Origin of the sequence: Georgenia satyanarayanai (genome assembly GCF_900116375.1) — a bacterium.
GTDB classification, from domain to species: domain Bacteria; phylum Actinomycetota; class Actinomycetes; order Actinomycetales; family Actinomycetaceae; genus Oceanitalea; species Oceanitalea nanhaiensis.
In genome coordinates this window covers 58,201-80,993 of the sequence record NZ_UETB01000006.1, presented here as the reverse complement: position 1 = coordinate 80,993, position 22,793 = coordinate 58,201, and the positions used below count along the sequence as shown (strand labels likewise).

General features: G+C 73.4%; 26 protein-coding genes. 13 read left to right on the top strand and 13 right to left on the bottom strand.

Features of this window, described 5'->3' with window-relative positions; translation table 11 throughout:
- The first annotated feature begins 53 nt into the window (after positions 1–53).
- A complete protein-coding gene (locus DSZ44_RS09940) occupies positions 54–1,640 on the top strand; it encodes a sodium:solute symporter family transporter (RefSeq protein WP_110852585.1) in 1,587 nt (528 codons plus the stop codon).
- Positions 1,641–1,649: 9 nt separating this feature from the next.
- Here DSZ44_RS09940 and ccsB read toward each other — a convergent pair whose 3' ends face one another.
- From ccsB to DSZ44_RS09915, 5 genes are read right to left on the bottom strand one after another with little or no spacing between them, the layout of a single operon-like run.
- Positions 1,650–2,603, bottom strand: a complete 954-nt coding sequence (ccsB, locus tag DSZ44_RS09935) for a c-type cytochrome biogenesis protein CcsB (RefSeq protein ID WP_258369395.1) — start codon at positions 2,601–2,603, stop codon at positions 1,650–1,652.
- Positions 2,600–4,189 (bottom strand): cytochrome c biogenesis protein ResB, encoded by a 1,590-nt coding sequence (gene resB / locus DSZ44_RS09930; protein ID WP_110852470.1) that lies wholly within the window; start codon positions 4,187–4,189, stop codon positions 2,600–2,602. Before resB ends, ccsB begins: the two co-directional genes overlap by 4 nt.
- Entirely contained in the window at positions 4,189–4,992 is an 804-nt protein-coding gene (locus DSZ44_RS09925) for a cytochrome c biogenesis CcdA family protein (RefSeq protein ID WP_110852469.1), read from the bottom strand. Before DSZ44_RS09925 ends, resB begins: the two co-directional genes overlap by 1 nt.
- Positions 4,989–5,573: a TlpA family protein disulfide reductase gene (locus tag DSZ44_RS09920; RefSeq protein ID WP_110852468.1), complete on the bottom strand. Its 585-nt coding sequence runs from the start codon at positions 5,571–5,573 to the stop codon at positions 4,989–4,991. Before DSZ44_RS09920 ends, DSZ44_RS09925 begins: the two co-directional genes overlap by 4 nt.
- Entirely contained in the window at positions 5,570–6,268 is a 699-nt protein-coding gene (locus DSZ44_RS09915) for a histidine phosphatase family protein (protein ID WP_110852467.1), read from the bottom strand. Before DSZ44_RS09915 ends, DSZ44_RS09920 begins: the two co-directional genes overlap by 4 nt.
- Before the next feature lie 169 nt (positions 6,269–6,437).
- Here DSZ44_RS09915 and DSZ44_RS09910 point away from each other — a divergent pair, with 169 nt between their 5' ends.
- Positions 6,438–6,968: a YceI family protein gene (locus tag DSZ44_RS09910; protein ID WP_110852466.1), complete on the top strand. Its 531-nt coding sequence runs from the start codon at positions 6,438–6,440 to the stop codon at positions 6,966–6,968.
- A gap of 45 nt (positions 6,969–7,013) precedes the next feature.
- On the opposite strand, the gene DSZ44_RS09905 is transcribed toward DSZ44_RS09910, so the two are convergent.
- On the bottom strand, positions 7,014–7,283 hold the full coding sequence (locus tag DSZ44_RS09905; RefSeq protein WP_258369394.1) for a glutaredoxin family protein: 270 nt from the start codon (positions 7,281–7,283) through the stop codon (positions 7,014–7,016).
- 36 nt (positions 7,284–7,319) lie between these two features.
- On the opposite strand from DSZ44_RS09905, the gene DSZ44_RS09900 reads away from it, so the two are divergent.
- Positions 7,320–8,138, top strand: a complete 819-nt coding sequence (locus DSZ44_RS09900; protein ID WP_309146709.1) for an HAD family hydrolase — start codon at positions 7,320–7,322, stop codon at positions 8,136–8,138.
- A gap of 48 nt (positions 8,139–8,186) precedes the next feature.
- Here the strand turns inward: DSZ44_RS09900 and DSZ44_RS09895 are convergent, their stop codons facing one another.
- The 4 genes from DSZ44_RS09895 to DSZ44_RS09880 all read right to left on the bottom strand — a co-directional run bounded on the left by DSZ44_RS09895 (position 8,187) and on the right by DSZ44_RS09880 (position 11,067).
- On the bottom strand, positions 8,187–8,285 hold the full coding sequence (locus DSZ44_RS09895; protein ID WP_005504750.1) for a 30S ribosomal protein bS22: 99 nt from the start codon (positions 8,283–8,285) through the stop codon (positions 8,187–8,189).
- A gap of 108 nt (positions 8,286–8,393) precedes the next feature.
- Complete coding sequence (locus tag DSZ44_RS09890; RefSeq protein ID WP_110852464.1) at positions 8,394–9,554, bottom strand: glucose-1-phosphate adenylyltransferase family protein; 1,161 nt, start codon at positions 9,552–9,554, stop codon at positions 8,394–8,396.
- Positions 9,555–9,597: 43 nt separating this feature from the next.
- Positions 9,598–9,807, bottom strand: coding sequence for a helix-turn-helix domain-containing protein (locus tag DSZ44_RS09885; RefSeq protein WP_110852582.1), 210 nt, complete (start codon positions 9,805–9,807; stop codon positions 9,598–9,600).
- Between the two features lie 90 nt (positions 9,808–9,897).
- On the bottom strand, positions 9,898–11,067 hold the full coding sequence (locus tag DSZ44_RS09880) for an acetoin utilization protein AcuC (protein WP_110852463.1): 1,170 nt from the start codon (positions 11,065–11,067) through the stop codon (positions 9,898–9,900).
- A gap of 41 nt (positions 11,068–11,108) precedes the next feature.
- On the opposite strand from DSZ44_RS09880, the gene DSZ44_RS09875 reads away from it, so the two are divergent.
- From DSZ44_RS09875 to disA, 5 genes are all read left to right on the top strand, one after another.
- Entirely contained in the window at positions 11,109–12,506 is a 1,398-nt protein-coding gene (locus tag DSZ44_RS09875; RefSeq protein WP_110852462.1) for a TrkH family potassium uptake protein, read from the top strand.
- Between the two features lie 40 nt (positions 12,507–12,546).
- A complete protein-coding gene (locus DSZ44_RS09870) occupies positions 12,547–13,215 on the top strand; it encodes a potassium channel family protein (RefSeq protein ID WP_110852461.1) in 669 nt (222 codons plus the stop codon).
- 88 nt (positions 13,216–13,303) lie between these two features.
- Positions 13,304–14,197 (top strand): aldose-1-epimerase, encoded by an 894-nt coding sequence (locus DSZ44_RS09865; protein ID WP_110852460.1) that lies wholly within the window; start codon positions 13,304–13,306, stop codon positions 14,195–14,197.
- A gap of 46 nt (positions 14,198–14,243) precedes the next feature.
- Positions 14,244–15,671: a DNA repair protein RadA gene (radA, locus tag DSZ44_RS09860; RefSeq protein WP_110852459.1), complete on the top strand. Its 1,428-nt coding sequence runs from the start codon at positions 14,244–14,246 to the stop codon at positions 15,669–15,671.
- Between the two features lie 50 nt (positions 15,672–15,721).
- Positions 15,722–16,795, top strand: a complete 1,074-nt coding sequence (disA, locus tag DSZ44_RS09855; protein WP_258369393.1) for a DNA integrity scanning diadenylate cyclase DisA — start codon at positions 15,722–15,724, stop codon at positions 16,793–16,795.
- A 12-nt stretch (positions 16,796–16,807) separates the two neighbouring features.
- Here the strand turns inward: disA and DSZ44_RS09850 are convergent, their stop codons facing one another.
- On the bottom strand, positions 16,808–17,410 hold the full coding sequence (locus DSZ44_RS09850) for a hypothetical protein (protein WP_110852457.1): 603 nt from the start codon (positions 17,408–17,410) through the stop codon (positions 16,808–16,810).
- 68 nt (positions 17,411–17,478) lie between these two features.
- On the opposite strand from DSZ44_RS09850, the gene DSZ44_RS09845 reads away from it, so the two are divergent.
- Complete coding sequence (locus DSZ44_RS09845) at positions 17,479–18,366, top strand: HhH-GPD family protein (RefSeq protein ID WP_110852581.1); 888 nt, start codon at positions 17,479–17,481, stop codon at positions 18,364–18,366.
- A 1-nt stretch (position 18,367) separates the two neighbouring features.
- Here the strand turns inward: DSZ44_RS09845 and DSZ44_RS09840 are convergent, their stop codons facing one another.
- Positions 18,368–18,859, bottom strand: coding sequence for a hypothetical protein (locus DSZ44_RS09840; RefSeq protein WP_146237516.1), 492 nt, complete (start codon positions 18,857–18,859; stop codon positions 18,368–18,370).
- Positions 18,860–19,004: 145 nt separating this feature from the next.
- On the opposite strand from DSZ44_RS09840, the gene DSZ44_RS09835 reads away from it, so the two are divergent.
- The gene (locus tag DSZ44_RS09835) at positions 19,005–19,457 is read left to right on the top strand and encodes a hypothetical protein (protein ID WP_110852455.1); all 453 of its coding nucleotides are present in this window, start codon (positions 19,005–19,007) and stop codon (positions 19,455–19,457) included.
- Between the two features lie 3 nt (positions 19,458–19,460).
- Positions 19,461–20,102 carry a nucleoside/nucleotide kinase family protein gene (locus DSZ44_RS09830; protein ID WP_258369392.1) on the top strand — a complete coding sequence of 214 codons (642 nt, stop codon included), beginning with the start codon at positions 19,461–19,463 and terminating at the stop codon, positions 20,100–20,102.
- Here the strand turns inward: DSZ44_RS09830 and DSZ44_RS09825 are convergent.
- Positions 20,099–20,650 (bottom strand): amino-acid N-acetyltransferase, encoded by a 552-nt coding sequence (locus tag DSZ44_RS09825; RefSeq protein ID WP_110852454.1) that lies wholly within the window; start codon positions 20,648–20,650, stop codon positions 20,099–20,101. The genes DSZ44_RS09830 and DSZ44_RS09825 overlap by 4 nt on opposite strands.
- Before the next feature lie 115 nt (positions 20,651–20,765).
- Here DSZ44_RS09825 and DSZ44_RS09820 point away from each other — a divergent pair, with 115 nt between their 5' ends.
- Together DSZ44_RS09820 and DSZ44_RS09815 are read left to right on the top strand one after the other, a co-directional pair.
- A complete protein-coding gene (locus DSZ44_RS09820) occupies positions 20,766–21,185 on the top strand; it encodes a Fur family transcriptional regulator (RefSeq protein WP_110852453.1) in 420 nt (139 codons plus the stop codon).
- Between the two features lie 47 nt (positions 21,186–21,232).
- Entirely contained in the window at positions 21,233–22,750 is a 1,518-nt protein-coding gene (locus DSZ44_RS09815) for a catalase (RefSeq protein ID WP_110852452.1), read from the top strand.
- Positions 22,751–22,793: the final 43 nt, after the last annotated feature.

Sequence of the window (22,793 nt, the reverse complement as noted above, 5' to 3'; positions counted from 1 at the left end):
GGCCCCGGGACCGGACCCCGTAGGGGGCTCACCGACGCGCCGTGGGAGGGGACGTGCCGGAGTTCGAGCTGGCGACCATCGATCTCGTCATCATCGGGGTCTACGTGCTGGGCATCATCGCGATCGGCTACTGGGCCGGGCGCAGCACGACGACCTCCGGCGACTACTTCCTCGCCGGACGGGGCATGGTCTGGCCGCTCGTCGGCTTCTCCCTCATCGTCACCAACTTCTCCGGCACCCAGTTCCTCGGCCTGGCGGGCGCCGGTTACGACACCGGGATCGCGGTGTGGAACTACGAGTGGATGGCCACGCTCGTCCTCATCGTCTTCGCGGTCCTCATCCTGCCGATCTACCTGCAGTCCAAGATCAGCACCGTCCCGGAGTTCCTCGAGAAGCGGTACGACCGGCGCTCGCGCTACGCGTTCTCCGGCTTCACCGTCGTCACCGGGATGCTCATCGACTCCGCCGGCGGCATGTTCGCCGGCGCGCTCGTGCTCAACCTGCTGTTCCCCAACGTGCCCCTCATGGTGCACATCGTCATCATCGCGCTGCTCGGCGGGGTCTACGTCATCCTCGGCGGGCTCAAGGCCGTGATGATCACCGACACCATCCAGGGCATCCTGCTGTTCCTCGCCGCCGGCGTCATCTTCGTGATCGTCTTCGCCCAGTTCGACTTCAACTGGTCGGTCTTCCCCGAGCTCGCTCCCGGGGACGACTTCTCCCTCGCCCGCCCGGCCGACGACGACTTCCTCCCGGCACCCGGCATCCTCACCGGAGCCGTCTTCCTGGGGTTCTACGTGTGGATCTCCAACCACGTGGTCGTCCAGCGGGTGCTGGCCGCGAAGAACCTCGACCACGGCCGCTGGGGCGCGCTGTTCGCCGGTCTCATGCAGCTGCCGCTCCTCGTCCTGCTCGTCTTCCCCGGCATCCTCGCCCGCGACGTCTTCCCGGACCTCGACAACCCCGACCTCGCCTGGCCCTCACTCATCTTCGAGTACCTGCCCGTCGGCCTGCGCGGCCTGGTGGTCGCCGCCCTCATCGCGGCGCTGATGTCCACCCTCGACTCCGTGCTCAACGGCGCCGCGAGCCTGGTGGTCAACGACTTCGTCAAGACCCGGGACAAGGAGTACAGCGAGAAGACGCTGCTGCGCCTGAGCCGCGTGCTCGTCGGTGTCCTCATGGTCATCGCCGTGCTCTGGGCACCGGTGATCCTGTCCTTCGACACCCTCGTGGAGTACTTCCAGTCCTTCCTCGGCTACGTGACGATGCCCTTCGTCGTCGTCCTCCTCGGCGGCATCTTCTGGAAGCGGGCCACCGCCTCAGCGGCCTTCTGGACCATGGTGGTGATGACCCCGCTCGGGGCCGCCGGATTCGTGAGCGGCGAGATGCTCGAGCTCCACGGCGTCCACTTCCTCTACGCCACCGGCATCATGGTCGTCGCGAGCGCCGCCGTGCTGACGGCGGTCTCGCTGCGTCAGCCCGCACCGGACCCGGCCGCGATCGCCGAGGTCACCTTCGACCGCCGCACGTGGCGCGCGGAGAGCACGGAGCTGCGCGAGAAGCCCTGGTATCTCAACTACCGGTGGCTGGCCCTGGGCCTGCTCGTCCTCACCGTGGCCGTCGTGGTGCCGTTCGTCTGAGCCGAGGCCCTAGAAGGCGTAGCCGTGGACCGTGTCCGCGAAGAGGTTGACGACGTAGTAGTTGACGAGCAGCAGCCCGAAGCCGGACAGGCCCAGGTAGGCGGCCTTGCGCCCGTCCCACCCACGCGTCGCACGAGCGTGGAGGTAGGCGGCGTAGACGACCCACACGACGAAGGTGCCGACCTCCTTGGGGTCCCAGTTCCAGGGCCGGCCCCACGCGTGCTCGGCCCAGATGGCACCGGCGATGAGCGTGAAGGTCCACAGGAGGAAGCCGACGGCGTTGAGCCGGTAGGCGAGGCGCTCGAGCTCGGCGGAGCCGGGCAGCACGTCCGACAGCCGGCCCCAGAAGCCGCGGTCGCGCTCCGCCGGCGCGGTGTCGGCGGCCACGGTGCCGGAGCCACCGGCGAGCGCGACGGCGGGCTTCCGCTCGACCACCGCGCGCGTCGCCTCCCCGCGCGCCTTGACCAGCTGGACCACGGAGATCGCGGCGCCCACGGAGAAGACGCCGATGGCCGCCGTCGCGACGGAGACGTGGATGACGAGCCAGTAGTGGTCCAGCGCCGGGCGCACGCCGTCGGCCTCGATGTACAGGACGGAGACGGCCAGGCCGAGCGCGAGGAGCACCGGGGTGACGACGAGCGCGCCGAGGTAGCGCAGGTCCCGCCAGCGCTGGACGAGGAGGAAGGTCGTCACCGCGACGAAGGTGAAGACGATCGAGAACTCGTACATGTTCGCCCACGGCACGCGGCCGGCGGCGATCCCGCGGGTGACGACGCCGGTCGCGTGCAGGGCCAGGCCCGCCCACGTCGTCGTCATGGCCACGCGGACCGCCTTGCGGGGGCGGTCGGCCGGGCCACCGTCACGCAGGGCGGACAGGTCGATGCCGAAGGCGACCATCGCGATGCCGTAGGCGGCCATCGCGCCGTAGATCGCCAGCAGGCTCAGCTGGCCGAGGTCGTTCACGTGTCCTCCTGAGACGTGGGCGCGGCGGCCCGGACTGCGGTCATGACGCGCTCGAGCTCGGGCTCGAGACCGGGGTCGTCGCCGCGGGCGAGCGCGGCCGCCTCGACAACTGTACGTCCGTCCTCGTCCGTGCCGATCTTCACCCACAGGCGGCGGCGAGGCGCGAAGAGCGACGCGGACAGCCCGGCCATGGCGAGGAGCGCGGAGACGAGCAGCACGGTGAGCGAGGGGTCGTAGCGCAGGTCGAGGGCGGCGAAGCGCGGCAGGGAGTCGAAGGTCACGGTGCCCAGGCCGTCGGGCAGCTCGACCTCCTGCCCGGGCTCGATGAGGATCGTGGCCGGCTCCTCGCCCACCGTCACCGGGGTCATCCCCTCGGTGTCGAGCTCGTAGACGTTCTGCGGGACGCCGTCGTCCAGGCCGAGGTCACCGGTGTAGACGTCGAGGACGACGAGGGGCGCGTTGGGCTGCGGGTGCACCGAGCGTGCGCCCGCCTCGTCGACGACGGCGCTGGGCAGCAGGTACCCGGTGAAGCCGAGCTGCTCGAGCCCCGGCGAGACGTCGGGGACCTTGACGACGCCGCGGGAGGTGTAGAAGTCGTCCTCCGGCAGGAACGGCACCGGCTGGGAGAAGGCGACCTCGCCCTCGGCGTCCCGCACGGTCAGGTGCGGGGCGTAGCCGTTGCCCGCGAGGTAGATGTTCGCGCCGGCCGCGGTGACGGGGTAGTTGACCCGGATGGTGTCGCTCCGGCTCTCACCGTCCGGCCGGGTGATGGTGACGTCCGCGGCGAAGTCACGCGCCTGGGCGTCCCAGGTGAACTCGGAGGTGAGCTCGTCGAGGGTGACGGTGAAGGGCTCGAGGTCGTCGGTGTCGACGAGCGTGCCGGGGGTGAAGGAGTCGTAGTCGACGAGCGCGTTGGCGAAGGAGCGGCCCTCGACGACGACGGCCTGCCCGCGGTAGCTGAGCATCTGACCGGCGCCCAGGGCGACGAGCACGCCCACCAGCGAGAGGTGGAAGACGATGTTGCCGGTCTCCCGGAGGTAGCCGCGCTCGGCACTGATCCCCTCCGCCGTCCCGGCGACCCGGAAGCGCCGGCCCAGGGCGCGACGCACCGCGCGGGCGACCTCCTCGGCGGACGCCGTGGTCGTGTGGGTGGCGTGGACGGGGAAGCGGCCCAGGCGGCGCGGCACCCGCGAGGGCGCGGCCCGCAGCGCCCGCACGTGGGCACGCGTGCGGGGCAGGATGCAGCCGACGAGCGAGACGAACAGCAGCAGGTAGATCGCGGCGAACCACGGGGCGCCGTAGACGTCGAAGAGGCCGAACCGCTCCAGCCACTCCGCGGCGCCGGGGTTGTCGGCGTAGTAGGCGGCCACCGCCGCCGGGTCCTGCGGCCGCTGCGGGAAGAAGGCCCCCGGCAGCGCCGCGAGGGCGAGCAGCATGAGGAGGAGCAGGGCCACCCGCATCGAGGTGAGCTGGCGCCAGGCCCAGCGCAGCCAGCCGCGGACGCCGATCCCGGCGGGGGCGGAGGCCGGCGCCGGTGCGCCGTCGGCCTCGTCCATCGTGCGCAGGCCCTCGGGGCGGTAGCTCATCACACCACCGTCACGAAGCCGGCGACCAGGCCCTGCACCCAGCTCGCGAAGTGCCCCCACAGCCCGGTGACGAGCGCGAGGCCGACGAGGACGAGCATCGCGCCACCGACCCGCATGATCGTCAGGCGGTGGCGGCGCAGGAAGCCCAAGGCGCGCGTCGTGCGCGAGTACAGCAGCGCGATGACGACGAACGGCACGCCCAGGCCCAGGCAGTAGGCGGCGGCGAGCAACGCACCGCGGGCGGGGTCGCCCCCGTCCAGGGACAGGAGGAGCACCGCGGAGAGGGTGGGGCCGATGCACGGGGCCCAGCCCAGACCGAAGACCACGCCGAGCAGCGGCGCGCCCCACAGCCCGGCCCGGGGGCTGAGGTGCAGCCGGCGGTCACGCTGGAGGAAGGGCACGGCGCCCATGAACGCCAGGCCCATGAGGATGACGACGACGCCCATCACCCGGGTGATGACGTCCAGCCACGGCGCGAGGGCCACCCCCAGCGCCCCGAAGACGACGCCGAGGAGCACGAAGACGGCACTGAAGCCGAGGACGAACAGCAGCACGCCGAGGAGCAGGCGCCCCTGTCCGGTGCGCGCGGCCGTCGCCGTCGTCGTCCGGCCGGTCTCTCCCGGCGCCTGGCCGAGCGTGCCGGCCATCCCGCCCAGGTAGCCGACGTAGCCGGGGATGAGCGGCAGGACGCAGGGGGAGGCGAAGGAGATCGCGCCGGCCAGGAGCGCCACGGGCACGGCGGCGAGCAGCGAGCCGCTCAGGACGGTGGCCTGGAAGGTCTCGGCGATGCCGTCCCAGCTCACCGGGCCGCCTCGGCGAGGACGTCGTCGATCATGCCGCGCACCACGGCGGCGTCGATCTGTCCGAGGACACGGCCGGCCACCCGGCCCTCGGCGTCGAGCACGACCGTCGTCGGCATCGCCTGGAGGGGCACGACTCCCTGGAGCGCCGCGACCCCGCGGGCGGCCTCGTCGTGGAGGCTCGGGTAGGGCACCTCGAAGCTGCGTTCGAAGGCCTGGGCGGTGGCGGCGTCGTCGCGCGGGTTGACGCCGAGCAGCCGGACGCCGTCCTCGGCGTAGTCCGCGTGGATCGCGGCGAGGTCGGGCGCCTCCGCGCGGCACGGTGGGCACGCGGCGTACCAGAAGTTGAGGACGACGACGTCGCCGCGCCAGTCGGCGAGCGCCACGTCCGCGCCCTCGTAGGTGGTGCCGGCGAGCTCGACGGGGCCGGTGCGCTCACCCTGCTCCCACGTGGTCCACGAGCCGTCGCCGGCCTGGTAGCCCGCCCCGGTCGTGTCCTGCGGCGTGTCCGACGCGGGGGCGCAGCCGGCCAGGGTCAGCGCGGTGAGCGCGAGGGCGGCCAGGGCCCGTGCCGCCCGCCTCATGCGCGGCCCTCGGCGTCCGCGCGCGGGATCGCCGCACCGGAGGCGCCGGGCAGGAGGTCGAGGGCACCGGCGACGAGGTCCGCGGCCGGCTCCCAGTAGGCCAGGCCCACGAGCCGGGGACCGTCGAAGGTGAGGGAGGTGAGGGAGGCGAGGGAGCACTGCCGCTTGCGCGGGTCGTGCCACAGCGGCCGGCGCTCGAGGAAGAGGCGGGTGACCCAGATGGGCAGCTGGTGGCTGACGAGGAGGGCCTCGCCGCCGTCCTGCGCCTCGAGGCGGCGGCGGGTCTCGCCCACGGCGGCCGTCATCCGGGCGACCTGGTCGCGGTAGGGCTCGCCCCAGCTGGGCCGGGCGGGGTTGACGTAGCGGCGCCAGTAGCGGGGGCTGGCGAGCCGGGCCCGCTGGCTGCCGACGGTCGTGCCCTCGAAGTCGTTGGCGGCCTCGATGAGGCGCTCGTCGGTGCCGACCTCGAGCCCGAAGGCCTGAGCCGTGGGACGTGCCGTCTCCTGCGCGCGCTGGAGCGGGGAGGCGAGGACGAGGCGGAGGTCGTGCCCGTTGCCGTGGAGGACCTCGGCCACCCGCCGCGCCATCTGCTGCCCACGGTCGGACAGGCGGAAACCCTCGAGCCGGCCGTACAGGACGCCGCCGGGGTTGTGGACCTCGCCGTGGCGCAGGAGGTGCACCGTCGTTCGGGACATGCCCCTAGTGTCGCAAACTCCGCGGCTGCCAGGTCCCCGGCCCCCTGGCACCAGCGGTGAGGTCCGTCCCACCCCTCGGCACGGGAAGGGGGACGGCCTTGCACACCGGCGCCGACCCGTTTATGGTTGAACAGTCAAGTACGTCTGCATCAACCTGGAGGTCCACCCCATGACCCTCGCACCCGGCACCTACACCATCGACCCGTCGCACACGGAGGTCGGCTTCACCGTCCGTCACGCCGGCATCTCCAAGGTCCGCGGCCAGTTCACCGAGTTCGCCGGCGACATCACCGTCGCCGAGAGCTTCGCCGACTCCGCGGTCAACGTGACGATCCAGTCCGGCTCCGTCGACACGCGCGACGAGAACCGTGACAACCACCTGCGCTCCGCCGACTTCTGGGACTCCGAGAACAAGCCCACCTGGACCTTCTCCAGCACCGGCGTCGAGGGCAGTGGTGAGGAGTTCACCGTCCACGGCGACCTCACCATCAACGGGGTGACCAAGCCTGTCGCCCTCGCGGTCGAGTACAACGGCGCGGCGACCGACCCCTTCGGCAACAAGCGGGTCGGTTTCTCCGCCACCACCGAGGTCTCCCGCAAGGAGTTCGGCCTCACCTGGAACGCCGCCCTCGAGACCGGCGGCGTGCTCGTCGGCGACAAGATCCGCATCGCCATGGAGATCTCCGCGATCGCGGGCTGACGCTCCCCGGACCCCGCCGAGAGCTGAGCTCGTCCCCGGACGAGCTCAGCTCTCGGCGCTGTGGGGAGGACGGGGGGCGGCGAGCGCCGTCCGCACGCGGACGGGGTCCAGCTGCCAGAAGCCCTGGACGGTGCCGTCGACCTCGACGACGGGCACGTACTCCCCGTAGCGGGCCTGCAGCTGCGGGTCGGCGTCGACGTCGACCTCCCGCCACGGGACCTGCGCACGGTCGCACTCCGCGACGACGACGGCACGCGCCTCGTCGCACAGGTGGCAGCCGGCACGGGAGTAGAGGACCACTCGGGACTCGGGCACGCGCCGATCCTACGTGCGGCGCCCTAGGCTGGGGACGTGCACGCGACGACGGAGGGTCCCGGACGTGACGGCGCCGTGGTCGCAGCCTTCTTCGACGTCGACAACACGATCATCCGCGGGGCCAGCGCCTACCACCTGGCCCGCGAGCTGTACCGGCGCGACTTCTTCGGGCTGCGCGACATCGCCTTCTTCGCCGGCCACTCGGTGCGCTACTTCCTGCTGGGGGAGGACGTGCGGCGCATCGCCGCGGTGCGGTCCCGGGCACTGGGCATCGTCCGCGGCCGGACCGTCGCCGAGATCATCTCGATCGGCGAGGAGGTCTACGACCAGGTCCTGGCCAACAAGATCTTCCCCGGCGCGCGAGCCCTCATCGAGGAGCACCTCGCCGCGGGGCACGAGGTCTGGCTCGTCTCCGCCACCCCCGCCGAGATCGCCGACCTCATCGCCGGGCGGCTCGGTGCCACCGGCGCGCTGGGCACCATCGCCGAGCACGAGGACGGTGTCTACACCGGCGAGCTGCGCGGCAACATGCTCCACGGGGAGGGCAAGAAGGCCAACGTCCTGGCCCTGGCGCAGGAGCGGGGCATCGACCTCGCCCGCAGCCACGCCTACGGCGACTCGGTGAACGACATCCCGCTGCTCTCGACCGTCGGCTCACCGTGCGCGATCAACCCCGAGCCGCGGATGCGGCTGCACGCCGTGGACGCGGGCTGGCCGGTGCGCGACTTCCGCCGCCGGCGCCGGGACGTGAAGAAGGACGTGCGCACGGGGGTGCGGGGCGCCGGCTGGGCGGGGGCGGTGTGGGCGGCGACGGCCGTGCTGCGCGCCCTGCGCCGCCGGCTCATCGGCTCGTAGGAGGCCGGACATGCGCCAGGCCCGGCAGTCTGCCGGGCCTGGAGGCGATCACTTCTTGTTGCGACGCTGGTGGCGCGTCTTGCGAAGCAGCTTGCGGTGCTTCTTCTTCGACATACGCTTGCGGCGCTTCTTGATGACAGAGCCCATGGGACCTCGCAGTGCTGTGGGTGGTGCCGGATGGTGGCGCGCGGGACTACACGCTGAACTCGGCGAGTCTACCGCCTCCGCGTCCTCCTCGCGGCTCTGCGACGCAGGTCACCCCGGGTAGCGCCCGCCGGCGGGTATGCGCTTGCGCGGGTGGACGACGCTGCCGGCCCCCACCAGGGTGACCTCGCCGTCCCCGCCGACCTCCGCGCGACCACGCACGCGCGCCCCCTCGTCGACGACGCTGCGCCGCACCGTGGCGCCGGGTCCCACCCGCACGTCGTCGAGGAGCACGGAGTCGACGACCTGTGCGCCCGGCGCCACCTGCACGCCCGGGGCGAGGACGCTGCGCCTCACCGTGCCCTCGACGACGACCCCGGGCGAGAGCAGGGAGTCCTCGACCTGCCCGCGGGCGTGGACCCGGGCGCCGACGTGCCGCTGGGCGGGGGTGCGGACCGGCCACGCCGGGTCGTCGAGGTCGAAGGGAGGCTGCTCGAGCAGCTCCATGTGGGCCGACCAGTAGGCCTCGACCGTGCCGACGTCCTGCCAGTAGGCGGTGTGCCGGTACTCCGCGGCGGCGCCACGGCCCACCATCGCCGGCAGGACCTGCTCGCCCAGGTCGCCCAGGCCGTCCTCATCGGCCTCGTCCGCGTAGGTCTCGAGCGTCGTGAGCAGGGCGGCGGGTGTGAAGGCGAAGACCTCCGTCGTCACGATCCGCGTGGGTGGGTCGTCGGGCTTGAGGAGGTAGTCGGTCACCCGTCCCTCCTCGACGCGGACGACGCCGTAGCGCGAGCAGTCGCCGTCGTGACGGGTGGTGACCATGGTGACCTCGGCGTCGCCGGCGACGTGGCGCGCGACGACGTCGGCGTAGTCCATCCGGTAGACGGCGTCGGCGGAGGCGACGACGACGACCTCCGGGTCGTGCTCGCGGATGCGGTCGGCCTTGCGCCACAGCGCGTCGGCCGTGCCGGCGTGCCAGCCCTCGCGCTCGTCACCGCGGTGGGGCCCCAGGAGCATGAGCCCGCCGCGGGAGCGGTCCAGGTCCCAGGGCCGGCCACCCGCGAGGTGCTGGGTGATCGACTCGGGCTCGAACTGCTCGAGGACCCACACGTCCCTCACCCCGCTGTTGGCGGCGTTGGACAGCGGGAAGTCGATGAGCCGGTGGCTGCCACCGAAGCGCAACGCCGGCTTGGCGCGGTGCTCGGTGAGCGTCTCCAGCCGGGATCCCGCGCCGCCGGCCAGGACGATGAGCAGGGTTCGGGTGAGCGCCATCGCGTGATCGTCTCGCGACCACGCCCCGCGCGCGAGGGCAGGCTCAGCGGGCCTGGGACTCCGGGGACCAGTCGCCGATGCCACTGCTGAGCATCTCCTCGACGGCCAGCTGCGGGACACGGAAGGAGCGGCCCACCCGGACGGCGGGGATCTCCCCGGCGTGCACCATGCGGTAGACGGTCATCTTCGAGACCCGGAGGAGCTCGGCAACCTCGGCCACGGTGAGGAACCGCGGTGCCTGTTGCTCGGCCATGTCCACCTACCTGTCATTTTTGGCGCGTTCGCGCGGAGATACGCGACGACTCTAGAGCCTCGGGCCCCATTTGGGAAACGTTCCGTCCACCTAGGTGAGATGCGGATCGAGCCCGTGGAGCGGGAACACCGCGCCGCGTGTGGCCATGACGGCACGGTCGACGGCGTCGTCGGGGTTGTAGCCCGCGGACCACGGGCGGTAGGCGGCGTCGACGTCGTCGGTCATCCGCTCCGGAGGCTCGACGTCGGCCAGGCCGGTGACGTCCGCCCGCCACGACTCGGGCACCGCGGTGGACGGGTCGAGGGGACGGCCGGCGACGACGGCGGCCAGGTGCGCCCACACCCGCGGCACGACGCTGACCACCTCGTAGCCCCCGCCGCCGGTCGCCACCCAGCGGCCACCGGCGTGCGCGTCGGCGAGCTCGGCCATGAGGAGGGCCGCCCGCCGCTGCGCGTCCACGGAGACGACGAGCTCGGCGAGCGGGTCCAGCCCGTGGGAGTCGCAGCCGTGCTGGGTGACGAGCAGCTGGGGGCGGAACTCCGCGACGAGCGGCGCGACGACGGCGTCGAGGACCCGCAGCCAGCCGGCGTCTCCGGTGCCCGGGGGCAGCGGCACGTTGACCGCGCTCCCGCGCGCGGCGGGCCCCCCGAGGTCCTGGGCGTAGCCGGTGCCGGGGAACAGGGTGCCGGGGTGCTGGTGGACGGAGATCGTCAGCACGCGGTCGTCGTCCCAGAACGCCCGCTCGACGCCGTCGCCGTGGTGGGCGTCCAGGTCGACGTAGGCGACCCGCTCCGCGCCCGCGTCGAGGAGGGCGGCGACGGCCACGGCGACGTCGTTGTACACGCAGAAGCCCGACGCCCGGTTCGGCATCGCGTGGTGCATGCCCCCGGCGAGGCTGAGCGCGCGGTCGGTGCGACCCGCCCAGACGGCGCTCGCGGCGGCGAGGGTGGAGCCGGCCACGCGGGCCCCGGCCTCGTGGATCTGCCCGAAGATCGGGTTGTCCGTCTCCCCGAGCCCGCGGGCGGGGTCCGACCGCCCCTCCCCCGCCGCGCGGACGGCAGCGAGGTAGCCCTCCTCGTGGACGCGCAGCAGCGCAGCGTCCTCGGCGGGGGCGACGTCCGTGACGGTGAAGGCGTCGAGCAGGCCGAGGTCGGCCAGCAGCCGGTGCGTCAGCGCCAGGCGGAGAGGGGCCATCGGGTGGCCGGCGCCGAAGTTGTACTCCAGCAGGTCCTCGCTCCACGGGAGCAGCGGCTTGGGCATGCTTCACGGTAGCGCGGGCCTGCGTCTGGCAAGGTGAGCGGGTGACAGCTGCGAGGACGGCGCGCGCGCCCTGGCCGAGCCGGGCGCTCGGGGCCCTGCGCGACGCCGTCGACCACGTGGCGCGCCACTCCCCCGCACGGCTGGCGCTGCTGGTCTTCGCGGCGATCATCGCCGTCGTCACCGCGCTGCTGTCGCTGCCCGCGGCGACGGCCTCCGGGGAGCGCGCCCCCTTCGTCGACGCGCTCTTCACCGCGGTCTCCGCCGTCTGCGTCACCGGGCTGACGACCGTCTCGACCGCGACGTTCTGGTCCGGCTTCGGGCAGGCCGTCATCCTCGTCGGCGTGAAGATCGGCGGCCTCGGCGTCATGACGCTCGCCTCGATCCTCGGTCTGGCCGTCTCCCGGCGCATCGGCCTGACCCAGCGGCTGCTCGCCGCGTCGGAGACGAAGACGACGCGCCTGGGAGAGGTCGGCACGCTCGTGCGCGCCGTCGTCGTCGCCTCGCTCGCCGTCGAGCTCGTGCTCTTCCTCGTCCTCCTCCCCCGTTTCCTCGCGCTGGGCGAGGAGCTGGCCGCGGCCTCGTGGCACGCCGTGTTCATGGCCCTGTCGATCTTCAACAACGCCGGCTTCGTGGTCCTCGAGGACGGGATGGAGCCCTTCGTCGGCGACTGGTGGATGTGCCTGCCGATCATCATCGGTGGCGCCGTCGGCGCCCTCGGCTTCCCCGTGATCCTCAACGTCGTCGGCCGGGTACGCGGGGAGCGGCGGCTGTCGCTGCACACGAAGCTCACCGTCGTGACCTACGCGCTGCTCGCCGTCGGCGGCTCCCTCGCCTTCGCGCTGTTCGAGTGGGGCAACGCCGCCACGATCGGGCGGCTGCCCGTCGCCGACCGCGTGCTCGCCTCGCTGCTCGCCGGTGTCAACTCCCGGTCCTCGGGGCTGAGCACCGTCGACCTCGGTGCGGCGAGCGACTCGACGTGGTTCGTCACCGACGCGCTCATGTTCGTCGGCGGGGGGTCGGCGTCCACCGCGGGCGGCATCAAGGTGACGACCTTCGCCGTGCTCGTCCTCGCGATCGTCGCCGAGGCCCGGGGCGACCGGGACGCCGAGGCCTTCGGCCGGCGGGTCGGCACGACGACGATCCGCCTCGCCGTCGCCGTCGCCTTCCTCGGCTCGACACTCGTCGGTGTCGGGACGCTCCTCCTCCTCCACTTCACCGACCACCACCTCGAGCTCGTGCTCTTCGAGGTCATCTCCGCCTTCGCGACCGTGGGACTGAGCACCGGGATCACGCCCGGGCTGCCCGACGCCGCCCAGTACGTGCTCGCGGCGCTCATGTTCGCCGGCCGGCTGGGGACCGTGACGATGGCCGGTGCACTGGCGCTGCGCCAGCGCCGCCGGGTCATCCGGATGCCCTCCGAGCCGCCGATCGTCGGTTGAGCCAGGCACACTGGGGACCGACAGAAGGGACGGGACGCACATGGCGCAGCGGAACCTGCCGCGCACGGGCGCGGTGCTCGTGATCGGGCTCGGACGCTTCGGCGCGGCCCTCGCGGCGACGCTCGAGGACATCGGACGGGAGGTCCTGGCCGTCGAGCGGGACGAGGACCTCGTCTCCCAGTGGTCGGGACGGCTGCCGGTCGTCGAGGCGGACGCGACGAACCCCGACGCCCTCGAGCAGCTGGGTGCGCAGGAGTTCTCCGTCGTCGTCGTCGGGGTCGGCACGTCCCTCGAGGCGAGCGTGCTCATCACGGCCAACCTCGTCGACATGGAGATCCCCCAGATCTGGGCGAAGGCGACCTCCGGGGAGCACGGACGCATCCTGCGGCGCATCGGCGCGCACCACGTGGTCTACCCCGAGCACGACGCCGGGCAGCGGGTCGCGCACATGGTGTCGGGCCGGATGCTCGACTACATCGAGATGGAGGACGGCTTCACCATCGTCAAGATGCGCCCGCCGCGGGAGACGCAGGGCTTCACGATCGGTGAGTCGCAGATCCGCGCCCGCTACGGGGTCACCGTCCTCGGCGTGAAGTCCCCCGGCGAGGCCTTCGAGTACGCGACCGAGACCACCCGCATCAGCCCCGGTGACACGATCATCGTCTCCGGCGACTCGAGCCTGCTCGAGGCCTTCGCCGCGCGCCCCTGACGGGCGCTTCGTTGCCCGCGCCTCGCGCCCCGTTCCCTAGGATGCGTGTGAGCGCTCACGCCCCGGTGGCGCCAGGAAGGACGACGACGTGACCACCCCCGGAGGAGAAGTCCTCACCCTCGCCGCAGGCGACTACCGCGCGACGGTCGTGACCGTCGGTGCGGGCCTGGCCGGGCTCACCTGGCGCGACCGCCACGTCGTCGTCGGGCACGACCCGGGCGAGCTGCCGGTCGGCTACCTCGGCAAGACCCTCGTGCCGTGGCCCAACCGCGTGACCGGTGGGCGTTACGAGTTCGCCGGCGAGGCCCACGAGGTGCCCGTCAACGAGCACGAGACCGGCGCCGCCCTCCACGGGCTGCTGTGCTGGGTGGCCTGGGACGTCGCCTCGGCCGCCGAGGACGAGGTCACCCTGTCGACCGAGCTCGCGCCCCGCTACGGCTACCCCTTCTGGCTCCGCTCGACCGTCACCTACCGCCTCGACGCCGCGACGGGCCTCACCGTGAGCATCACCTCGACGAACCTCGGTGACGCCCCGGCGCCCTACGGCGCCTCCTCCCACCCCTACCTCAGCTGCGACCTCGCGCCCGTCGACGAGTGCACGCTCACCGCTCCGGGCGCGCGGGTGCTCGAGGTCGACGAGCGGCTCGCGCCCGTGGGGCTGCGGGACGTCGCCGGTGACCTCGACCTGCGCGAGCCCCGCCCGCTGGGCGGGCGCCGCGTCGACCACGCCTACACCGGCCTGCCCGAGGGGGGCTGGACCGTGACGCTCGAGCACCCGGGCACCCCCTTCCGCGCCCGGATGCACGCGGACGCACCGTGGGTGCAGGTCTACTCCGGGGAGAAGGTCGACCGGCGCGGGGTCGCGGTCGAGCCGATGACCTGCCCGCCGGACGCCTTCAACTCCGGCACCGACCTCGTCGTCCTCACCCCCGGCGAGGCCCACACCCTGACCCTGCGGATCGACGCCGTCCCCACCGCCTGAGCAGTGCCCGGGCCGCCGTGTCGGAGGCCCGGGCTACCGTCACCCCATGGCTTCGACCAAGACCCAGCGTCCCGCCTACCGCTGCACCGAGTGCGGGTGGAGCACGGCCAAGTGGGTGGGCCGCTGCGGGGAGTGCCAGGCCTGGGGCACCGTGAGCGAGGCGGGCGCCCCCGCCGGCAGCCGCGCCCCCTCCCCCGCCCGGCCCGCCGTCGCCGCCCAGCCCATCGGTGACGTCGACGTCGACACCGCCCGGGCCCGGCCCACCGGCGTCGGTGAGCTCGACCGTGTCCTCGGTGGCGGGATCGTCCCCGGCGCCGTCGTCCTCCTCGCCGGTGAGCCCGGCGCGGGCAAGTCCACCCTCCTCCTCGACGTCGCCGCCCGGGCCGCCGAGCACGGCACCGGCTCGGTCCTCTACGTCACCGGGGAGGAGTCGGCGAGCCAGGTGCGCCTGCGCGCGGAGCGGATCGGGGCGATGGCCGAGCGCCTCCTCCTCACCGCCGAGAACGACCTCGCCACCGTCCTCGGCCACATCGAGGCCGCCGAGCCCTCCCTCGTCGTCGTCGACTCGGTCCAGACCATCTCCTCCGCCGAGGTCGACGGCGCAGCGGGCGGGGTGAGCCAGGTGCGCGAGGTCGCCGCCGCGCTCATCGGGGCGGCCAAGCGCCGCCACGTCCCCGTCATCCTCGTCGGGCACGTGACGAAGGACGGCTCCCTCGCCGGCCCGCGGGTGCTGGAGCACCTCGTCGACGTCGTGTGCCAGTTCGACGGTGACCGTCACTCCCGGCTACGGCTGCTGCGGGCGACGAAGAACCGCTACGGCCCCACCGACGAGGTCGGGTGCTTCGAGCTCACCGACACCGGCATCAGCGGCCTCGCCGACCCGTCCGGCCTCTTCCTCTCCGAGTCGCGCTCCACCCCGGTGCCGGGCACCTGCGCCTCCGTGAGCCTCGAGGGCCGCCGGCCCATGCCCACCGAGATCCAGGCGCTCGTCGCCGCGAGCTCGCTGAGCAACCCGCGCCGCACCACGTCCGGGCTCGACGGCTCGCGCACCGCGATGACCCTCGCCGTCCTCCAGGCCCGGGTCAACCTCGACCTCACCGGGCGTGACGTGTACGTCTCCACCGTGGGCGGGGCCCGGGCGGTCGAGCCGGCCGTCGACCTCGCCGTCGCGCTCGCCATCACCTCGGCCGCCGCCGACCGGCCCCTCCTGGGTGGCGTCGTCGCCATCGGCGAGGTCGGGCTCACCGGGGACGTGCGGGCCACGGTCGGCGTCCAGCGGCGGCTGAGCGAGGCCGCCCGGCTCGGCTTCACCATCGCCCTCGTCCCCCGCCACGGCGCGGACCAGCTCAAGGCCGTCCCCGGGGTGTCGGTGCTGCCCGTGGCCAACGTCCACGAGGCGCTGCTCGCGTCCCTGCCCGGGTCCACCCCGCCCGCCCCGGAAGGGACCGAGCACCACGTCCGCGCCGTAAGATGACGTCCGGGGCGTGCGTGCGGCGCTCCGCCCCGCGACCCGAGGAGAACCAGGTGCCTGACAAGGCCGACACCCTGCTGCGCGCCACCCTGCAGGCCGTCGCACCGGGCACCGAGCTGCGGGACGGTCTCGAGCGCATCCTGCGCGGACGCACCGGCGCGCTCATCGTCCTCGGCTACGACGACCTCGTCGAGACGATCTGCTCCGGTGGCTTCGACCTCGACGTCGAGTTCTCCGCCACCCGCCTGCGCGAGCTGGCCAAGATGGACGGCGCCGTCGTCGTCGACTACGCGCGCCAGCGCATCCGCCGCGCCAACGTCCAGCTCATGCCGGACACGAGCGTCGAGACGAGCGAGTCCGGCATGCGGCACCGCACCGCCGAGCGGGTGGCCAAGCAGACCGGCTACCCCGTCATCACCGTGAGCCAGTCGATGCGGATCGTCGCGCTCTACGTCGACGGTGTGCGGCACGTCGTGGAGGACTCCAGCGCCATCCTCTCCCGCGCCCACCAGGCGCTGGCCACCCTCGAGCGCTACAAGTCCCGGCTCGACGAGGTCTCCGGCACGCTGGCGGCCCTGGAGATCGAGGACCTCGTCACCGTCCGCGACGTGACGACCGTCGTCCAGCGCCTCGAGATGGTCTCGCGCATCTCCACCGAGATCGACGGCTACGTCGTCGAGCTCGGCGCGGACGGGCGGCTGCTGTCCCTCCAGCTCGACGAGCTCATCGGCGGCCTCGCCCCCGACCGCGAGTTCATCATCCGCGACTACAGCGCCCGGGCCGCGGACAACGTCGCCGGCGTGCAGGCGCGGCTGGCCGCGCTGACCTCCGCCGAGCTCATCGAGATGTCGGCGATCGCCCGCGCGCTCGGCATCGGCGGGCCCGACGGCCAGTCCCTCGACGACCCCCTCAGCCCCCGCGGCTACCGGATGCTCTCCCGCATCCCCCGCCTGCCCTCCGCGGTGGTGGCGGCGCTGGTCGAGCACCTCGGACCGCTCCAGAAGCTCCTCGCGGCGAGCACCGAGGACCTCCAGCAGGTCGACGGCGTCGGGCCGCAGCGCGCCCGGTCGGTCCGCGAGGGCCTCTCCCGCCTGGCCGAGTCCTCGATCCTCGAGCGCTACGTCTGAGCCGTCCCCGGCTCAGCCCAGGGTGAAGACCTCGGCATCGCCGAGCGGAGCGCCGTCGAGCGCGACGGCGAGCCGGTAGGTGCCCGGGCCCACCTGCGGCTGGTCGCCGGGGCAGCCCTCCGCGGAGCGGTGACCGTCCCAGCTCACGGTCACGGGCGTCGCGGAACCGGTGTCGAGGAGGAGCTCCTCGGTCGCCTCACCCGCGCAGTGCGCCGAGGACCACACGGCGTCCGTCCCGGAGCCGACCTCCGCCACGAGCGTGCCGGGCCCCACGTCGACGAGGCAGGGCACCTCGCCGGTGTTCCGCATGCTCATCTCGACGCTCACACCGGTGCCGGCCGGCTCCACCACGACCTCGGCCGTGACGTCCTCGGCGGCGCAGACCGCCACGTGCCCGGGCGAGGGCGGCGGTGACGGCGTCGCGACCTCCTCCGCGGCGGCGGGCTCGGGCGGGGCGTCGGCCGCCGCGTCGCGGCCGCCCAGCAGGGTGGTGACGCCCCACACGACGCCGGCCACGACGAGGAGCAGGAGGAGCAGCGCCACGACACGGCGGCGCCGGTAGACGGCGGCCGAGGGCCGTGCCGGCCGCCGCGTCGGGTCCGGGCTCGAGCTCACACCCCGACGGTAGGCACGTCCGGGCGCGCGGTGCGGACGGCACGCCGGGACGGGGCACACTGGTCGCGATGCTCACCGACCTCCACGCGACGGTGGCCGACTGGTACACCGCCCACGCCCGCGACCTCCCGTGGCGACGCCCCGGCACGACGCCGTGGGGCGTGCTCGTCAGCGAGGTGATGTCCCAGCAGACCCCGGTGGCACGCGTCGCTCCGGCCTGGGAGGCGTGGATGGGGCGGTGGCCCGAGCCCGCCGACCTCGCCGCGGCCGCACCGGCGGACGTGCTGCGCGCCTGGGACCGGCTGGGCTACCCGCGCCGCGCGCTGCGACTGCGCGAGTGCGCCGAGCAGCTCGTCGCGCGCTTCGACGGGGCGGTGCCGCGAACGGAGGAGGAGCTGCTCAGCCTGCCGGGTGTCGGCGCCTACACGGCCGCCGCCGTCGTCAGCTTCGCCCACGGCGGCCGCGCGCTCGTCCTGGACACGAACGTGCGCCGCGTCCTCGGCCGCGTGGTGGCGGGCCGGGCGCTGCCGCCACCGGGTCTCACCGCCGGGGAGCGGGTGGGGGCGGCGGACCTGCTGCCCGCGGACGCCGCCACCTCCGTGCGCTGGAACGAGGGCGTCATGGAGCTCGGGGCGCTCGTGTGCACCGCGCGCGCCCCGCGGTGCACCGCCTGCCCGCTCGTGGAGCGGTGCCGCTGGCGGCGGGCCGGCGCCCCGCCGGCCACCCACGCACGACGCCGGCAGGCGTGGCACGGGACGGACCGGCAGGCGCGGGGCCGCGTCATGGCCCGGCTCCGGGAGCTGCCCGACGGCCGCACGCTGGGTACCGAGGAGCTGCTCGCCCCGCTGCGCGAGGGCGCGGCCGACGTCGCGCAGCCGGACCGGGCCCTGGCCTCGCTCCTGGCGGACGGTCTGGTGACGGAACCGTCCCCCGGTCGCTGGACGCTGCCCGGCTGAGCTACGGGGCCTCGTACCCGGCGTCGGAGCACATCTCGGCGAACGTCTCCTGCGCCGCGGCCCCCTCCGTGACGTCGATCGTGGTGAGGTCGGGGAAGGCCGGCTCCTCACCCTCCGGCACCTCCTGCTCGCGCGCCTCGTTGACCGCGGCGACGGCTGCCGTGAAGGGGGCGGCGATCTCGGCGAGGACGGGCACCGTCTCGGGGTGCGCGTCGCGGGTGAGCTCCCGCAGCCGCTGCTCGAGCGCGTTGATCTCGGTGTACGTCGCGGCGTCGGTCACCTGGCCGGAGTCGAGGGCCACACGAGCCGCCTCGGCGCGCTCGGCGAGCGGCGTCCCGGTCCCCTCGTAGAAGGCCTCGCACGTGGCCACCTGCTCGGCGTCTCGCTCCTCGGCGTCGGTCGGCCTCTCCTGGGACTCCTCGTCGTTGGTGCCACAGCCCGCGGCGAGGGCAAGGAGGAGCACGGCTGACAGTGCGGAGGCGCGGCGTCTCATGCCACGAGGCTACGAGCGTGCGCGGTGCCCCGCGCGCCGGGCGGGGCGTTCCCGCAGCCGTCGCCGACGGCGGCTCGCACGACCGGAGGGACCGGCGGGCCGGCACGACTCTCGGGACTCGCGGGGAGCGACGTAGGGTGCCGGGGTGGAGAGCCTCTCGGTCCCGCCGGACGTCCGGCTGGCACGCACCGTCCGTGCCCTGCGTGACGCCGTCGTCGGCTGCGGTGCCGCCTGCCTCGGCCTGGCCGTCGTCGCCGCGGCGATCCTCGCGCTCAGCGGCTCCGACCCGCTCCTCGCCGGTCCGACCCTCACCATCCTCGGCGGCGGGCAGCTCCTCGCCCTCGTGGGCGCTGCCGTCGCCGCCCTCGGGCTGCGCGGGGCCCTCGTCGGCCGCCCGCTCGCGGACGTCGTCGGGGCGACCCGGGCACGGCTGCGCCGGGTCGTGCGGGCCACCCTCGTGTGGAGCGTGGGCGCGGCGGTCGGCTGGGCGCTGGCCGACCCCGCCCGCACCGTGCTCTTCCTCGCGCTGGGCGCGGTGACCGCCCAGCTCGCCGTCGTCGTCCTCGTCCTGCGCCGGCGCCTGCCCCGCGAGCACTGAGCCGTGGCCCCGCCGACGCTGCACGCCTCGCTGCCCGAGCTCGTCGACCGGGCCCGCGCAGTGCTCGGCGACGGCGCCCCGCGGCGCCTCCTCGGGCTCGCCGGGCCGCCGGGAGCCGGGAAGTCGACGCTGGCCGCCGGCCTGGTGGCCGCGCTCTCGCCCCGGGCGGTGCTCGTGCCGATGGACGGGTTCCACCTGAGCAACGCCGTCCTCCGCGCGCTGGGCCGTCGCGGCCGCAAGGGAGCACCGGACACCTTCGACGCCGCCGGCTACGCCCACCTGCTGCGCCGGCTGCGCGACGTCGAGGCGGGCACCGTCTACGCCCCGGACTTCGACCGCGACCTGGACGAGCCGGTGGCCGCGGCCGTCGCCGTCCCCCCGCAGGCCGGTCTCGTCGTCACCGAGGGGAACTACCTCCTGCTCGACGACGGCGCGTGGCCCGCCGCCCGCTCGTGCCTCGACGCCGTCTGGTACCTGGAGCTGCCCGACGAGGAGCGGCGCCGCCGGCTGCGGGCGCGCCACGAACGGCACGGCATGGACCCGGCCTCGGCGGCGGCGTGGACGGAGGGCACCGACGAGCCCAACGCCACCCTCGTCCGCGCGGTGCGGGACCGGGCAGACCTCGTCGTCGTCCTCGAGGACTAGAGCTCGAGGAGCATGCGGGAGTTGCCCAGGGTGTTGGGCTTGACCCGGGCGAGGTCGAGGAACTCGGCGATGCCGTCGTCGTGGGACCGCAGCATCTGCGCGTAGACGTCGGTGCCCACCGGGGTGCCCTCGATGACCTCGAAGCCCATCCGCTGGAAGAACTCGACCTCGAAGGTGAGGCAGAAGACGCGCCGCAGGCCCAGCACCCGCGCCCGCTCGATGAGCGCGCTCAGCACGTGCCAGCCCACGCCGCGCCGGTGGTGGTCGGGGTCGACGGCGAGCGTGCGGACCTCGGCGATGTCGTCCCACATCACGTGGAGTGCGCCGCAGCCCACCACCTGCCAGCTGCCGTCCTCGCCCGGCAGCTCGGCGACGAGGAACTCCTGGATCGCCTCGAAGTAGCTGATGAGCTCCTTGGCGATGAGGATGCGCTCCTCCGCGTACGGGGCGACGAGCTCGTAGATGCGCCGGGCGTCCGACGGCAGAGCGGGCCGCACGATGACCGAGGGCCGCTCGGTCCCCTCGGGGAAGGCGCCGCTCGTGCTCATCGCCCGATGATGGCACGGCCCGCCCGCGCGCCGGGTCAGGCGCCACGCCACGGCTCCCCGTCCGGACGGACCCCAATACTTGAACAGTTCCAGTTTGCTGCCCTAGTGTTGCCCCATGCCCACCGACCACGCCGAGCTGCTGCGCGCCGCCGACCTCCGGGTCACCGCTCCGCGTCTCGCGGTCCTGGCGGAGGTCGAGGCGCACCCCCACGCGACGGCGGAGGAGATCCGTCGTCTCGTCAAGGAGCGTCTCGGGACGGTGTCCACCCAGGCGGTCTACGACGTCCTGCACGCCCTGACGGACGTGCGTCTGCTGCGGAGGATCGAGCCGGACGGGTCCCCCGGCCGCTTCGAGCTCTTCCGTGAGGACAACCACCACCACGTGGTGTGCCGGACGTGCGGCGACATCGGCGACGTGCCCTGCGCCGTCGGTCATGCTCCCTGCCTCACGGCGAGCGACGACCACGGCTTCTCGATCGACGCCGCCGAGGTCGTCTACTGGGGCACCTGCCCCGCCTGTCGCACCCAGTCCTGAGACCCGAGTCGGCACGCCGTGCCGACGCACGCACACAAGGAGAATGAATGTCCGCGGACAACAACCCGCCGCTCACCACTGCCGCCGGCGCCCCCATCTGGGACAACGACAACGCCGTGACCGCCGGCCCCCGTGGCCCGATGCTCCTCCAGGACGTCTGGTTCCTCGAGAAGCTCGCGCACTTCGACCGTGAGGTCATCCCCGAGCGGCGCATGCACGCCAAGGGCTCCGGCGCCTGGGGCACCTTCACCGTCACGCAGGACATCACCAAGTACACGCGCGCCGCCCTGTTCTCCGAGGTCGGCAAGCAGACCGAGATGTTCGCCCGCTTCTCCACCGTGGCCGGTGAGCGCGGTGCGGCCGACGCCGAGCGCGACATCCGCGGCTTCTCCCTGCGCTTCTTCACCGAGGAGGGCAACTGGGACATGGTCGGGAACAACACCCCGGTGTTCTTCCTGCGCGACCCGCACCACTTCCCCGACCTCAACCGCGCCGTCAAGCGCGACCCGCGCACCAACATGCGCTCGGCGGAGAACAACTGGGACTTCTGGACCAACCTCCCCGAGGCCCTGCACCAGGTCACCATCGTCATGTCGGACCGCGGGATCCCCGACGGCTACCGCCACATGCACGGCTTCGGCTCGCACACCTACTCCTTCATCAACGCGCAGAACGAGCGCTTCTGGGTGAAGTTCCACTTCCGCACCCAGCAGGGCATCAAGAACCTCACCGACGCCGAGGCTGCCAAGCTGGTCGCCGAGGACCGTGAGTCGGCCCAGCGCGACCTCTACGAGGCCATCGAGCGCGGCGACCACCCGAAGTGGACCTTCTCCATCCAGGTCATGCCCGAGGCGGACGCGCAGAGCTACCGCTTCCACCCCTTCGACCTCACCAAGGTCTGGTCGAAGAAGGACTACCCGCTCATCGAGGTCGGCGAGTTCGAGCTCAACCGCAACCCGGAGAACTACTTCCAGGACGTCGAGCAGGCCGCCTTCACCCCGGGCAACGTCGTCCCCGGCATCGGCTACTCCCCCGACCGCATGCTCCAGGGCCGCCTGTTCTCCTACGGCGACGCCGCCCGCTACCGCCTGGGCGTCAACCACCACCAGATCCCGGTGAACTACCCCCGCGCTGCGAGGGTGGTCAACACCTACCACCGCGACGGTCAGGGCCGGGTGGACGGCAACCACGGCAGCACCCCGAGCTACACCCCCAACAGCTACGGGCGCTACCAGGCCGACCCCTCCTACGCCGAGCCCACGCAGGCGGTCGGCAGCACCGCGCACCGCTTCGACTACCGCGAGGAGGACCACAACTACTACGAGCAGCCCGGCAACCTCTTCCGGCTCATGAGCCCCGAGGAGCAGCAGCGGCTGTTCGCCAACACGGCCCGCGCCATCGACGGCGCGTCCGAGGCCACCGTCGAGCGGCACATCCAGAACTGCACCCTGGCCGACCCGGCCTACGGTGAGGGCGTGCGCCGCGCGATCGAGGCGCTCGCGGCAGGGACGCTCGACTCGCTCGAGGCGAACCCGAACAACGAGCCGGCGCTGACCCAGTCCTGACCCTCACCGGGCTGACGGACAGCGGCGAGGCCCGGGCGACCTT

Excerpts from the sequence above, each read along its gene's own strand:
- resB (WP_110852470.1), bottom strand. The coding sequence starts at position 4,189 with ATGAGCTACCGCCCCGAGGGCCTGCGCACGATGGACGAGGCCGACGGC.
- DSZ44_RS09920 (WP_110852468.1), bottom strand. The coding sequence starts at position 5,573 with ATGAGGCGGGCGGCACGGGCCCTGGCCGCCCTCGCGCTCACCGCGCTG.
- DSZ44_RS09915 (WP_110852467.1), bottom strand. The coding sequence starts at position 6,268 with ATGTCCCGAACGACGGTGCACCTCCTGCGCCACGGCGAGGTCCACAAC.
- DSZ44_RS09910 (WP_110852466.1), top strand. The coding sequence starts at position 6,438 with ATGACCCTCGCACCCGGCACCTACACCATCGACCCGTCGCACACGGAG.
- DSZ44_RS09895 (WP_005504750.1), bottom strand. The coding sequence starts at position 8,285 with ATGGGCTCTGTCATCAAGAAGCGCCGCAAGCGTATGTCGAAGAAGAAG.
- DSZ44_RS09890 (WP_110852464.1), bottom strand. The coding sequence starts at position 9,554 with ATGGCGCTCACCCGAACCCTGCTCATCGTCCTGGCCGGCGGCGCGGGA.
- DSZ44_RS09885 (WP_110852582.1), bottom strand. The coding sequence starts at position 9,807 with ATGGCCGAGCAACAGGCACCGCGGTTCCTCACCGTGGCCGAGGTTGCC.
- DSZ44_RS09880 (WP_110852463.1), bottom strand. The coding sequence starts at position 11,067 with ATGCCCAAGCCGCTGCTCCCGTGGAGCGAGGACCTGCTGGAGTACAAC.
- DSZ44_RS09870 (WP_110852461.1), top strand. The coding sequence starts at position 12,547 with ATGGCGCAGCGGAACCTGCCGCGCACGGGCGCGGTGCTCGTGATCGGG.
- radA (WP_110852459.1), top strand. The coding sequence starts at position 14,244 with ATGGCTTCGACCAAGACCCAGCGTCCCGCCTACCGCTGCACCGAGTGC.
- DSZ44_RS09845 (WP_110852581.1), top strand. The coding sequence starts at position 17,479 with ATGCTCACCGACCTCCACGCGACGGTGGCCGACTGGTACACCGCCCAC.
- DSZ44_RS09840 (WP_146237516.1), bottom strand. The coding sequence starts at position 18,859 with ATGAGACGCCGCGCCTCCGCACTGTCAGCCGTGCTCCTCCTTGCCCTC.
- DSZ44_RS09825 (WP_110852454.1), bottom strand. The coding sequence starts at position 20,650 with ATGAGCACGAGCGGCGCCTTCCCCGAGGGGACCGAGCGGCCCTCGGTC.
- DSZ44_RS09820 (WP_110852453.1), top strand. The coding sequence starts at position 20,766 with ATGCCCACCGACCACGCCGAGCTGCTGCGCGCCGCCGACCTCCGGGTC.
- DSZ44_RS09815 (WP_110852452.1), top strand. The coding sequence starts at position 21,233 with ATGTCCGCGGACAACAACCCGCCGCTCACCACTGCCGCCGGCGCCCCC.